Source organism: Collibacillus ludicampi, from assembly GCF_023705585.1.
Taxonomy (GTDB): domain Bacteria; phylum Bacillota; class Bacilli; order Tumebacillales; family BOQE01; genus Collibacillus; species Collibacillus ludicampi.
Map to the genome: position 1 here is coordinate 2,545,962 of NZ_BOQE01000001.1, position 13,211 is coordinate 2,559,172.

Consider the following 13,211-nt stretch of genomic DNA (forward strand, 5'->3'; position numbering starts at 1 on the left):
AATTCTATAAGAATATTTAATTATGAAAATAAAAAATAATTATTTATCATAAGTGATGCCTAAACACGGTATATTCACGACATGCCAGTTACATCCACCCAAGTACTAGTTTTTCTTGTTTAATAAAGGTTTCACCCAGTATAATAACGATACATGAGGAGTGATACCATGGAGCAATTCGGACAGTCATTACCGGAACAAATTGCAGAGCGAATCGCAACTCAAATTATTGAGGGGAATCTTGAGCCAGGATCCCGGCTGAAAGAAGAACTGCTGGCTGAAGAATTCGGCACGAGCCGTGCACCGATTCGAGAAGCATTGTATATCCTGACTTTACAGGGGTTAGTGGAACGTATTCCCCGAAAAGGTGCAGTGGTGAAAAGCTATACTAACAAAGAACTTACTCAATTATACCAGGTACGCAGCCATTTGGAAGAACTGGCGATCCAACAAATGCCGTTACCACTGTCAGAGCAGGGGAAACGTAAATATATGCGAATCATCGATGAAATGGAACAGGCGGTCACGAATAAAGATTTGAACAGATATGCTCAATTAAATCTGGAATATCATCGTACCTTTTTTGAGTTGGCTGATAATATGATTTTGGCCAATTTGTATGAACAATTAGAAATTCCTTTGCAGTTCGTCTTGAAAGTATCCGTAGGGAATGAAGAAACACTGCGTGTATCCCTGCAGGAGCATAAACAAATTGTCAGCTTGTTGCTACAAGGCGAGAAAGAAGAGGCACTCGTTGCATTAAAACAGCATGATCTTGATAGTCTTTCACGTGTAGCCAAAAATTTAAACCGTGCAAAAAAGATTTAGCCCGTTTTTTACTATTGTCGACAATCGACTAAATTCAGGCTATATTGATATTAGAAAATATTCAATAATCATCTTATTATTGTCGACAATCGACGGAGGTGAGAGGGATGCAAGTGGTCATTCATCGTATCCCCATGGATGGTTCTATACGCATGCAGTTAAGTCGCAGAATGGCTATTATTACTTTAAATCGAGCGAAAAAACACAATGCTCTGACACGTGAATTGTGGCAGCAATTATATGAAATGGTGGTTCACTTGAGCCGCTCCGGACAATCGGATGTACTGGTTATTCGCGGACAAGGCGACGCTTTTACAGCCGGATCCGATATTTATGAGTTCAGTCAGTTATCCTTACAGGAAGTTGATGAAGCTTTCGAAACGATGGAAAAGGCTGTATCTGCAGTAGAAAGCTTGCCCATTCCTACAATTGGTGTGATTAACGGATTTGCGATGGGGGCCGGCTTTGAACTGGCACTGGCGTGTGATCTTCGCATCGGTTGTGAGAAAACAAAAATGGGCATACCTGTCGGACGCCTTGGCATCACACTCAGCCAAAAATTTGTCAAGCGAATCGTCGATCTGCTTGGTCCCAGTCGCGCAAAAGATTTAGTGTTTACCGGCCGTATATATTCTGGTGAAGAGGCGTATAGACTTGGTCTTTTAAACTACTATGTGAACTCCGATGATTTGAACAGTGCAGTGGTTGAGCTGGCAGACAAAGTACAGTCACAATCGCAGGCATCTCTCAGAGCCGTCAAGGAGTCAGTTGCCAGATGCGTTCAAACAACGGTTCCTGCGTGGAATGAACGCGGTTTTCCCTATTTCGTTGACAGCCGGGATTTTCCTGAAGGGGTGAAAGCATTCTTGGAAAAGAGGTCTCCCCAATTTAAACGCTGGAAACGGAGGTAATGGAACATATGAAACCGCTACAGGGAATTAAAGTCGTCGATTTGACTCGCATATTAAGCGGACCTTTTTGCACGATGATCCTTGCCGACATGGGAGCCGATGTCATCAAAATCGAGCCGCCTCAAGGCGATGACACGCGTGGTTGGGGCCCTCCTTTTATAGAGACGGAGAGCAGTTATTTTCTGAGCGTGAATCGGAACAAGAGGAGTCTCGTGCTGAATTTGAAAACGTCTGAGGGAAGAGCGATCTTGCTCGATCTGGTGAAAACAGCCGATATCGTCGTGGAAAATTTCCGCCCCGGGACATTAGATAAACTGGGTATAGGTTATGATGTGTTAAAACAGCGAAATGAACGGATCATCCTTGCTTCTATTTCCGGATTTGGTCAGACGGGGCCTTACGCGAAACGTCCGGGATATGATGTGATTGCTCAGGGAATGGGTGGCTTAATGGCTGCTACTGGAGAGCCCGATCGTCCTCCCGTCAAAGTTGGTTTTTCTGTAGCGGATGTAGGCGCCGGCATGTGGGCAACCATCGGTATATTACTTGCCCTGCTGGCACGAAATCATACAGGTAAAGGACAATGGGTGGATGCATCGTTATTGGATACGATGATTTCATGGCAGACGTACCTAGCGGGGAATTACTTTGCTACCGGTATGAATCCGAAGCCACTTGGCGGGGCACATCCCAATATCTGCCCATATCAAGTTTTCCCGGCGCAAGATGGGTATTTTAATGTGGCCGTAGGCAATGATTCCTTGTGGAAGACGTTCTGTAAAGTCATGGAACTTGATCTCGTCGACGATCCTCGTTTCGACACAAATGCAAAACGGGTGGAAAATCGCGATCAGTTAGTTCCTTTGCTTGAAGAAATCTTTAAAACGAAACCGTGCAAACATTGGGTGGAACTGTTTGATCAGGCTGGTATTCCGGCAGGACCGGTATATGAACTCGCGGATCTGTATAAAGATCCACATGTCTTTGAACGGGACATGATCGTTACCATGCAGCATCCTTCTGTGGGTGATATTAAGCAGATAGGGGTTCCGGTTAAACTCTCAGAGACACCGGGAGAGTTAATCACGCCGCCTCCCTTATTAGGTCAGCATTCATATGAAATCTTGCGTGAAATGGGTTTTTCGCATTCGATGATTACAGAATTTTATGAAAAAGGAGTTGCTTACGGGACATTTCCCGGTCAAGAGAGAGTAACTCAGACAAATCAAGGCGTTTCTTGACATGACGCGTCGGATGGTTAACAACTGGCGGTGAGGATCGGTACCTCTTTTTTGATTATATCAGGGTGATCATGAAATCATAAATGTATGGGTTACGGAAGGAAAAGCCCATCCTATAAGTGAGCGAATGATCAGGAGGTACACATGATGGAAGAGCGTAAACAAAAGAGGGAACTAAAACCTAACATCGCGCCAGGTTCGGAAAATTTGGAGGAGGATGCAACACCGGAGGAGGTCGTACAAGGGAATTATACACCAGTCACACGTTTGGTTTTTGATGAAATAGAGCCAAGCCCGTAAATGGTGAAAGAGACTGACCGCGCGTTGCGCGGTTTTTGCTATAATAAGGGTATGAATATCCATTTGATCCATACGAACGACGTTCATAGTCATTACGAGGAATTTCTGAAATTAGCCAGTTCCATTCGGGATTTACGAGACGAGTTGCAGGCCAGAGGAGAGATCGTCTTTTTATTTGACATCGGTGATCACGCGGATCGTTCGCGGGCCGAAACGGATGGAACGTTCGGGTTGACTAATGCCGCTTTGTTGCGAGAGCTGGGGTATGACGGGTTTGTATTCGGCAACAATGAAGGCTTGACGTTACCGCAACAATCCTGGGAAGCATTTTGCCAGGAAGCTTCAATTCCCGTGCTCGTATCCAACCTGTTTAAACTGGAAGATGGAAGGCGGTATCCGTTTTTTCGCGAACACTCTCTGATTTACCGTGAAGGAGTTACACTGGGCGTGTTCGGCTTGACGGCCCCATTTGCCACTTATTACGAGAGAGGAGGCGTGCAAGTCGTGAATCCGGAAGAGTGCGCGGTTGAACAAGTGCGCATTCTTCGGGAAAAGGGAGCAGATATCATTGTGTTGCTTTCTCATTTGGGGTTAAAAGCAGACCGCCGAATCGCTGCAAATGTACCGGGAATCGACGTGATCCTAGGCGGCCATACGCATCATGTGTTGGAGCGACCGGAACGAGTGGGCGACACATGGATCGGTCAAGCGGGAAAGTATGCCGCGTATTACGGACATATGGTATTGGATTACGATCATATTTCCCGTAAGGTACGAGATGTTAGTGGCATCGTGATTCCAAATGAAGAAGAAAACGAGGTGGATGGAGAGCTCGCTCGAGTGTTCAGCGAGTGGCGCGAAGTTGCCCAACGTACTTTGTCCACCGTGGTGGCCGATCTGCCGTGCACGCTGTACAATCGCATTGATGGAGAGTCTCCGCTTGCGAATTTGTTAGCGGATGAATTGAGACTTTTAACGGGGACGGAGATCGCATTTTTCAATACGGGAACGCTTTTATCATCGTTGGGACCGGGAGCCGTAACTAAAATGATGCTGCTCAATTGTTGTCCATCACCAATCATGCCGGTTACGGGCAAGTATACGGGTGCAGAATTAAAGCGCATATTTGCCAAGTCGCTATTGCCTGCTTACTTTGAAAAAATTGGTTTCGGTTTCGGATTTCGCGGTCGTGAGATCGGAACGATGGCTGTTTCCGGAGTCACGTGGGAAGTCGGTCATGACGGTGCTCTTCTCTCCGTTCGCGTTGGTGATCAGCCGTTACTTGATGATCATCTATATAGCTGTGCCACGATCGATTATCTGACGTTTTCCGGCGTCTATGAAGAAGTAAAACTCGGTCGCCATTTGCGTCACGAACCGATCTTCTTGCGCGAATTGCTGGAGCGGGCGTTGAAAGATCCGGGAGCGTTAGAGAGGGCATATGTGCCGCGGAGGATCCGAAAAGAATGACAGAACGTAAAACAGCCGGTTTCCTTCGAGAGTGTAAGCAACAAGCTTCTCAAAAGACCGACTGTCACTGAATTCAAACTTCATTTCAAACGTTTTTTTCCTTCCCTGCAGATGTCAGACAATGGACACGACTCACAGGCAGGCCTTTGTGCTTTGCAGTGATATCTGCCAAAGAAAATGAGCCTGTGATGCGTCTGTGTCCATTCTTCTTTTGGTACCAGCTTCATCAATGTCTTTTCCACTTCCAAAACGCTGTCATCCCACTTACATAAGCCCAAGCGTTTACTAACCCTTTCCACGTGTGTGTCTACCGCGATTGCGGGAACACCGAATGCATTGGATACCACGACGTTGGCAGTCTTGCGACCGACACCGGCAAGCTTGGTCAATTCTTCAAGTGTTTGCGGGACTTCACCGTTATGTTCTTCAATCAGTGTTCTGCACAAAGCTTGAATATTTTTTGCTTTATTACGGTAGAGACCGATATGCTTGATATCATGTTCCAGTTCTTCAAGCGGTACATGTACATAGTCTTGTGGGGTCTTGTACTTTCGAAACAATGTTTCTGTCACTTCATTCACTTTTTTATCGGTTGATTGGGCAGAAAGAACGACGGCGATAAGCAGTTCAAACGGATTCGAATGGTTCAGTTCGCAGTGTGCGTCAGGGAACATATCTTTCAATGTGTCAAGGATTCTTCGTACATTCTTTTTGTTCATAGAATCACCACGTATCATTATAACGAAAAAAAGCACGCATGGAAGGGTTCCTAACTATTCCTTTCGCGATATTCACATTCAAGGAAGCTAGAAAGAAATTCTCTTTTACGAATTTGTAATAAATTTTAACAGTTCGTCAATAATTATCCATTGTTCGTGATTTATAATAGGCATGAAACAATCTCTCGTTCTCAAGTGTCTTTCACGAATTATTCACAGTTCACCTCGAATGTTTGCTCCTCAATTTCGTAAGATCTTACTGTTTGGTATCAGTAAACGAGAACAAGGAGTGGTAGAGGAAAATGGATCGCTTGATTTTTATCGACTTCGACGGTTTTGCCGCTAAGTTGCTAAACGAAGAGGATAGGAAGGCACTCGATGGATTAGAAATTGCTCTATTTATTGATACAGACAGTTATTCAATACATCGAGGGGTTTATTTAAACAAGGTTGTTTCAGACGAAAAAATATTAGAGCAAGAACAAATCATTCGCAAGTTTATGGAGTTGCTCTATGCAGATGTTGAAATTCAATCGTTAATGGGGAAAGCGGTACAAAAGAATTCGATGGAAAGTGTCGCATACGCTTGAACAGTCGCAGTAAAATAGCCCCTTAGATATAAACTCATCCATCAAATCGAGCATGAATCGAACAAGGTCGGAGAAACTCTCTCCGGCCTTTCTGCTTGGAGAATTACAGAACATGAAAAAACCTAGCGGTCATCCGCTAGATCAAACGTGTTTTAATACTGCATCCATTGTCCGTTTTCATCGAGACGAATCGGTGTCCGACAATACATACATCCGTCTTCCCGTCCGATGACTTTCGTTGTGCGATTACAGCCGGGACACGTGATTTGAGGGATCTTCATCGAGATGACCCCCATATGAAAATAAATGGAGACAGAAACTAGAAGACAAATCGTACCAAGAATAAAGAAAATGGGTAACAAGGATCTGACAAATACACCCATATACATAATAAAAAAAGAAAATAAAATCAATCCCAAAGCAATGTTGCGTAGACGGTGAAGCTTCATAATGTAGAGAACTCCTTTCCGATTCTTCTTCAGTGCCGATATAGTTCAAGGCACCATGTAACGTTTCGAAGGCTTTACATCACACGGAAGACGAGTATACTTATATTCGCCGGGATAATGAGAATTGTTAACAATTTTAACTCGTGATTGATCGCGGCATCATGATAAGAGAACACGATTGTTCGCATGGCACTGATTCCTTAACGATTGCGATTGCGACAGATGTACTAAAAATTATATTTTCTTCTGTCGCAGGTATAACTTTGATGACATGCGATCGTTATACGATGAAAAGCCGATCGATTATGTGCTTGCTTCGCATTTTGCGGGTTCGATTCAGGGGGGTGAATCTTCACCGTCGCGAACGATTGGTCTTCATACACGATTACAAGTATGCGCAGATCATGACGAGCAAGCTGCATGTAATTCTCGCGATTATTAAGGAAATGAGGCGCAAAATCACGCATATTCGTACGCGTGAAACATAAAAAATACTTTTGTATGAATTTGTTTGCAGACTCTCATTGAGTCGGAGATCATTCTGTGATAAGATTGAGTCTGTCGCCGCTCAAACGGCAAAGTGGTTATTGCAGAAAAGCGGGCAACCGCGCCGTTTCTGTAAACGGTGAGGAAAGTCCACGCTCGCCCAGGCTGAGATGCCCGGAGTTCGGATGCCTGACGAATTCATAAGTCAGGGCAGCTCGTGTAGAGCTGACGGCGGAGAAAGGAGCTACGTCCACAAGGATATGCTCCGATTATCCTGAAAGTGCCACAGTGACGTAGCATCTCTGGAAACGGAGATGGTGGAACGAGGTAAACCCCATCTGCGAGAAACCCAAATTATGGTAGGGGAACTGCCGGGAGGGAACAGGAACCAATCGGCGGATCGGTGAAAACCGATAGATAGATGGTTGCCACCGAGTAGTGCAAGGCTTGCAACCGCAGCACGAAAGGTACAAAACGTGGCTTACAGCTTTTCTGCAGTGCAGATAACCTGACGGATACGAAAGAGCTCAAGAAGGATGAACGGGGACTCGTAGTTCTTGGAGCGGCGTATGACAAATCGACTAAGTAAATGTATGAACAACCTCGATAAAAGGGATCGAGCGAACAGCTCGATCCCTTTTTGTATTCTGCGAAATATAAGCTTGATTGCATTCATGATTTTGGTTGAATCGGGCAATCTATGGCTACATACAGTTTTTCTGGAAGGAGGTTTCCTATGTCATTTTGGTCGAGAGTGTCCCGGATATTTACAGTTGATGATTCGATTCTCGACGAACGCTTCAGTCTGGGGGATCGCGATGAAGATGATGACAGAGAAGAGCGGGAAGAGCAAGCGGCTGACGATCAGGGACATCAATCTGTCGACGATAAAGAAAATGAGCAGGAAAAACGTTCAAACCCAAGAGATAAAAAAACTTTTGTGAAACCGATTCCCTTGCAAGAATTGAAACAACAAGAACTGGACAAAAAGGTGAAGAAACGGGAAAAAGAAAGACAGAGAACGAATGAGGACGAAGATTCGCACATACCGGAGGAACTGTACTGTAATCTTCAGGAAAATCGGAAAACCATTGAGGCCATTTTCCGTCTACCACGCAATAAAGATGTTGTTGTCCGAGAATTTACGATTGCTTCAGGATCGATTCGCTGTTTTGCCGTCTTTGTGGACGGATTATCCGATAAAAAGGTCATAAACTTCCATCTATTGGAACCTTTAATGGTATTGTCAAACATCGCAGAGGAATCAAGTGCGGAAGACAAATTCAAAAGGGTCAAAGAGGAACTCCTTCCCAGCAATCAGGTGTCAGAATCCTCGAAATGGGTGGACGTTAAAAATGGAATCCTTGCCGGATCAACTGCTGTGTTTATCGATGGGGTCAACAAAGCTATCGTAATGGAAACAAAAGGGTGGGAACACCGCAGTGTCAGCCAAGCGCGCACAGAATCAGTGGTGATAGGACCGCAGGATGCGTTTACTGAAAATTTTCGTGCAAATACGGGACTTGTCCGTGCGCGTCTTCGTTCAGAGCGATTGGTGACTGAGATGATGCAAGTGGGCAAGCTTGGCATTACCGATGTGGCGATCATGTATATTGACGGTTTGACAAATCCGAAGCTGGTTCGGGAAGTCAAACGGAGAATAAAGGCCATCGATGTGGACTTCATACAAGACAGTGGAATACTCGGACAATTCATCGAAGATTCGCCGATCAATATCGTCCCCAAAATCATGTTAACAGAGCGGCCCGATCGAGTGGCCTCTTTTCTTGTTGAAGGACATGTAGCGATTTTCGTTGGACAAAGCCCGTTCGTTCTCATCGTTCCTGTATTATTCTGGTCCATGTTACATACTTCTGAAGATGCTTTTATACGTTGGCCTTTAGGGACGTTTAGCCGCTTGATCCGCTTCGTATCACTTGTGTTTGCACTTCTTTTGCCAAGTTTCTATATCGCTCTAACCAACTACCATCCAGAGATGATTCCCACCGACTTGATGCTAGCGATTTCCGCATCTCGCGAACGTGTACCGTTTCCCGTTGTTTTTGAAGTTGTACTGATGGAGTTATCACTAGAATTCATCCGCGAAGCGGGTATCCGGATTCCTTCAGTGATTGGTCCAACGATCGGTATCGTCGGGGCTTTGATTTTAGGACAAGCGGCTGTTCAAGCGGGAATTATTTCACCGCTACTGGTGGTTGCCGTTGCGGTCACTGCATTGGCTTCCTTTACCATTCCTAATCAAATTTTTGCTTTTTCGGTTCGTGTATTACGTTTCTTGTACCTCATGTTAGCCGCCGTTTACGGATTTTACGGGGTTGCTCTCGGAGTCATGGTCTCGGTGATGTTTTTATCGACCATCTATTCATTTGGAGTTCCGTATCTATCGCCTATAACTCCATATCGACGCTCTTCAGCGGATGTAGTCATTCGTGGAAAGGTGATGGATCAGAAGACGAGAAATTGGGCCTTGCGACCGCTTGATACGAGACGTCAAGGGGAATACTCACGTCCTTGGGATCCGATGGAACATGATTCAAAAGAGGCACGGCGGGCCAGTGAGAAAAAAAATACGCCTAACCGGAACCAGGGGGATGAATCATGATTCGAACAGGACATGTGGGAAAAGTAGAAATGATTGCATTGGTTACGATATTTTCTGCTACTGATATTTTCTTAAGTTATCCGCAACAATTGGCGGCTAGAGGCGGGGAGGCCGGATGGATGATCCCTCTGCTTTCGATGATGTTCGCATTCATTTTCTTCAAGATATGTGGGAGGGTGATCAATCGATATGGGCTTGAAAGCCTTCTTATTCTCGGACAGAAAGAGTTAGGGTGGGGGATTGGGGGAATTGTCGGTTCTCTCTATGCGATTTTCTTAGTATTGACAACAGCGAGTGAGATGCGTCAGTTTACGGAAACGGTAGTTACGACTGTACTGCCAAAGTCTCCGGTAGGGTTTGTCGCATTGCCGTTTTTACTCGTGATTTTCTATTTTGCCTATATGGGAATTGAAGGTTTGACGCGTGTCGCATGGTTTGTTGGCCCTTGGATCCTCTTGGGGACTGTCCTATTACTGGTGTTTAACCTGAACTGGGCACAACCCGAATATTTGCTTCCTTTGTGGGGATATGGATTGGAACAAACGGTTTTCCAAAGTATCCAATTTGGCAGCGTATTTACAAACATATTCGCTTTGAGTGTTTTGGCGCCTCTCTTACGGAAAAAGGAAGACTTTGTAACAGTCGGATTTTGGAGTATCCTGCTGGTTTCACTGCTTTATACCGGAGTGATGCTCATGTTACTCATGGTTTTTCCAGCGGAAACAGCGGAGAAAATGCCATTTCCGATGTATCAGTTTGCTCGATTGATTTATCTGGGAAGATTTTTTCAGAGGCTGGAATCCGCGTTTGTTTTTATTTGGGTGGCGTGTGCCGTCATTAAAATGGCGACAGGTCTTTGGCTCATTTCATATATAACGGCTACCGTTTGGAAGATGCCCGTTTATCGCCCATTGGTTATTGCTTTTACGCTGATCATTTATTCCCTTTCATTTATGCCGAAAAGCTTTCCTGAAACCTTGCATTATGACGTCACTTATTTATTCAACTGGGGGTGGATCATTGTACTTGTTTTACCCGCTCTTGTTGCAGTGGTAGTGGACATTCGCAGAAGAAAGGGGGATGGCACTCGTGAGAACAAAACGAGGCCTGCTTCTTAATCTCTTGCTCATACTGATTCTGCTATGTCCTCTGCTAAGCGGATGTTATGACCGTGTAGAACTTGAGGAGATGGCATTCGTCGTTTCGATGGGGTTTGATAAAGGACCTGGCGATACAATCGATGTGACTGCTCGTGTGGCTGTTCCCCGTAAACTAACGGGTGGAGGTAGCGGCGGAGGGGGCGGTGGCGCCGGCGGTGGAGAAGAGGTCGGCGGGGCGAAAGCGATTACCATTCGTGCACATACTGTGGAAGAAGCGTTAAACCTTTTAAATACGAGCGTGGAGCGGCGCGTATCATTGATTCAATTGTCCATTGTAGTTTTCGGGGAAGATCTGGCCAGAAGAGGTATTCTACCGTATATAAGACCGCTTGTCCGCTCTCGTGAGTTTCGGAGAACGATTTTTGTATCAGTCGTTAAGGGAAAGGCGAAAGAGGCGTTCGATGCCAACAAACCCATACTTGAAAATACGGTCACAAGGTATAACGAGGATGTTAGGCAAGTAGGCAGACATACTGGACTAAGCACCACGATCATGCTGCACGATTTTGTAACTGCGGTCGAGTCGGTTCATGAAGATCCGTATACGGGTGTTTTTGCAGTAAACGAAGATGTTAAGGTACAAGCGGAAGAAGAAAAGAAAAAGAACAAGAGCAAGGGAGACGGAAAAGGTGGCGATGAGGGTACGGAGGGAGAAACGGGAGGGAAAGGAGCCAAACAAGAATCGGGAGAAAAAATCAAAATTAAAGGACAAGACATCTCTTTTGAACCTGGACAAGTTAAGCGACAGGGGGGCAATCCGCTTGAGTTTATAGGTATGGCCGTGTTTCAAAAAGACAAGCTGGTAACGATCCTGGATGGAATTGATACCCGTATGCTGTTGTCCCTTCGCGGTGAATTAAATCGAACGCAAGCGATCTTTGCGAACCCTTATTCGAAGAATGATTACATAACGGTTGAGATCAAACAGGCGCGCCCCCCTCAATTTGAGGTCATACCGTTGAAGGAACCGCTTCAGATACGTATTCATCTCAGTCTTGAAGGAGATCTGTTGGGTGAGATGGCCGGAACAGATTTTACAAAAGAAGGGAAGGCAGATCTGGTGGAAAAAATCGTAGCGGATAAGGTTCGGGCAAGAATTCTTTCTCTCCTCAACACACTCTATCACAAGTATCAAGCGGATCCAGTCGGCATCGTCAATCATATACGAGGACAGTTTTTAACGATGCAAGACCTTAAGGCGTACGATTGGAGAGAAAAATTAAAGACTGCCGATATTGATGTCGATGTGAATTTCAAGTTACGGCGCGTGGGTGTACAATTGGCACCGCCCATTTCTCAATAGGAAAGGAGAATCTCAGTGGGTGCTGTGTTTAATTTCATGATTTTAATGTTAGTTCCTACTGGTGTAACAATCTATGTTATAAATTTTGCTCGTTGGATGAGGAGAAGAGGTCATCATACGGGTGCGGTCGGGGCGTACTTGATCGCGGTTCTCACATTTTTTATCGCTGCGGTTATTGTTTTTAAAAGCATCAGTTGATTCCATACAAAGGGGCTGTCCCAAAAGTCTAATGACTGAGGGACATCCCCCTTGGTTTTCTGAAAAAATAATAGAAGAGATCGCGTTCGTAAGGCCGATGAAATGGTTGACCGTGTACGCAAGCAAGTGGATGTTTCCCTTCACGACGTACAGGCGGAATTTATAAGCAGCGAGCCTACAGATATGGGAATGCCAAACACTTCCACAATTGAATCATTTAAATATTTTGATTTAAAAAGAAGGTTTTTGAGATTTTATGTAGAAACCATATATATACTTATAAGTAAAAAAATGAGGATTTTATTGAAGAAATAAGATAGTATAAAACGAGATTTGATCCAACATTTTATTTTAATGGTAAAAATATACTTTCACCTACTTCTATTTCACAAGGTGGAAGGTAGTCTTTTCGAATGAAAGAGGGAGCCACGTTTTTATAATGAAAAAAAAAAAGAATCTTTGGGATCAATAATTATAATCATAACAAGTATAGTTGTTTTTTCATTGGTTTTATTATTCTCAGCATTCATTTTACTAATGAAAATCCTGCAGTATACGAATGTATTTGGAGTACGTATTGACTCATGGCTTTCTGCAGTAGAATTTATTGTTTCAGTACTTATATTCCTGGTGGCTATAGATTTTCCTATCATGTTGATCGAAGCAATAATAGAGACAAAGTACAGAAAATTTAATAAGCACAAGGGTTTTTTCTTATTTTTATTGCAATTCATTCTTCTTTTTCTGCTTATACATGTTGTGGATGAATATATAAGTGGGGTTACTTTTTCTACGTATGTATCAGAGATTGCAATTACGTGTGTGTTTTACATTGTTTTTGAAATAGTGCAAATATTCGATAGATATGTACAGAAAAAAGACACAGAGCAGAAAGATCAGCAGACTAAATGATTCTTAAGAGATGTTCTACCA

At 44.2% G+C, this 13,211-nt stretch carries 13 protein-coding genes and 1 other RNA gene; 12 read left to right on the forward strand and 2 right to left on the reverse strand.

What is annotated here, in order from left to right; translation table 11 throughout:
• The first annotated feature begins 168 nt into the window (after positions 1 to 168).
• The 5 genes from DNHGIG_RS12875 (at position 169) to DNHGIG_RS12895 (ending at position 4,750) form a co-directional block, all read left to right on the forward strand.
• Positions 169 to 828: a GntR family transcriptional regulator gene (locus DNHGIG_RS12875; RefSeq protein ID WP_282199960.1), complete on the forward strand. Its 660-nt coding sequence runs from the start codon at positions 169 to 171 to the stop codon at positions 826 to 828.
• Positions 829 to 935: 107 nt separating this feature from the next.
• Positions 936 to 1,739 carry an enoyl-CoA hydratase/isomerase family protein gene (locus DNHGIG_RS12880; protein ID WP_282199961.1) on the forward strand — a complete coding sequence of 268 codons (804 nt, stop codon included), beginning with the start codon at positions 936 to 938 and terminating at the stop codon, positions 1,737 to 1,739.
• A gap of 8 nt (positions 1,740 to 1,747) precedes the next feature.
• The gene (locus DNHGIG_RS12885) at positions 1,748 to 2,980 is read left to right on the forward strand and encodes a CaiB/BaiF CoA transferase family protein (RefSeq protein WP_282199962.1); all 1,233 of its coding nucleotides are present in this window, start codon (positions 1,748 to 1,750) and stop codon (positions 2,978 to 2,980) included.
• A 147-nt stretch (positions 2,981 to 3,127) separates the two neighbouring features.
• Positions 3,128 to 3,280, forward strand: a complete 153-nt coding sequence (locus DNHGIG_RS12890; protein WP_282199963.1) for a hypothetical protein — start codon at positions 3,128 to 3,130, stop codon at positions 3,278 to 3,280.
• Positions 3,281 to 3,331: 51 nt separating this feature from the next.
• Entirely contained in the window at positions 3,332 to 4,750 is a 1,419-nt protein-coding gene (locus DNHGIG_RS12895) for a bifunctional metallophosphatase/5'-nucleotidase (RefSeq protein ID WP_282199964.1), read from the forward strand.
• Between the two features lie 80 nt (positions 4,751 to 4,830).
• Here DNHGIG_RS12895 and nth read toward each other — a convergent pair whose 3' ends face one another.
• Positions 4,831 to 5,469, reverse strand: coding sequence for an endonuclease III (gene nth, locus DNHGIG_RS12900; protein ID WP_282199965.1), 639 nt, complete (start codon positions 5,467 to 5,469; stop codon positions 4,831 to 4,833).
• Between the two features lie 302 nt (positions 5,470 to 5,771).
• On the opposite strand from nth, the gene DNHGIG_RS12905 reads away from it, so the two are divergent.
• Complete coding sequence (locus tag DNHGIG_RS12905) at positions 5,772 to 6,059, forward strand: hypothetical protein (protein ID WP_282199966.1); 288 nt, start codon at positions 5,772 to 5,774, stop codon at positions 6,057 to 6,059.
• A 152-nt stretch (positions 6,060 to 6,211) separates the two neighbouring features.
• On the opposite strand, the gene DNHGIG_RS12910 is transcribed toward DNHGIG_RS12905, so the two are convergent.
• Positions 6,212 to 6,508 (reverse strand): DUF2614 family zinc ribbon-containing protein, encoded by a 297-nt coding sequence (locus tag DNHGIG_RS12910; protein ID WP_282199967.1) that lies wholly within the window; start codon positions 6,506 to 6,508, stop codon positions 6,212 to 6,214.
• Between the two features lie 344 nt (positions 6,509 to 6,852).
• Between DNHGIG_RS12910 and DNHGIG_RS12915 the strand changes: the two genes are divergently transcribed.
• The 6 genes from DNHGIG_RS12915 to DNHGIG_RS21065 all read left to right on the forward strand — a co-directional run bounded on the left by DNHGIG_RS12915 (position 6,853) and on the right by DNHGIG_RS21065 (position 13,190).
• Entirely contained in the window at positions 6,853 to 6,996 is a 144-nt protein-coding gene (locus DNHGIG_RS12915; RefSeq protein ID WP_282199968.1) for a hypothetical protein, read from the forward strand.
• A 105-nt stretch (positions 6,997 to 7,101) separates the two neighbouring features.
• An RNA gene (rnpB, locus tag DNHGIG_RS12920) (RNase P RNA component class B) lies at positions 7,102 to 7,483 on the forward strand.
• A 247-nt stretch (positions 7,484 to 7,730) separates the two neighbouring features.
• Positions 7,731 to 9,617, forward strand: a complete 1,887-nt coding sequence (locus DNHGIG_RS12925) for a spore germination protein (protein ID WP_282199969.1) — start codon at positions 7,731 to 7,733, stop codon at positions 9,615 to 9,617.
• A complete protein-coding gene (locus DNHGIG_RS12930; protein ID WP_282199970.1) occupies positions 9,614 to 10,735 on the forward strand; it encodes a GerAB/ArcD/ProY family transporter in 1,122 nt (373 codons plus the stop codon). The genes DNHGIG_RS12925 and DNHGIG_RS12930 overlap by 4 nt, the downstream gene beginning before the upstream one ends.
• Positions 10,707 to 12,080 (forward strand): Ger(x)C family spore germination protein, encoded by a 1,374-nt coding sequence (locus tag DNHGIG_RS12935; RefSeq protein WP_282199971.1) that lies wholly within the window; start codon positions 10,707 to 10,709, stop codon positions 12,078 to 12,080. Before DNHGIG_RS12930 ends, DNHGIG_RS12935 begins: the two co-directional genes overlap by 29 nt.
• Positions 12,081 to 12,737: 657 nt before the next feature.
• Positions 12,738 to 13,190 (forward strand): YrvL family regulatory protein, encoded by a 453-nt coding sequence (locus DNHGIG_RS21065; protein ID WP_439647737.1) that lies wholly within the window; start codon positions 12,738 to 12,740, stop codon positions 13,188 to 13,190.
• Positions 13,191 to 13,211: the final 21 nt, after the last annotated feature.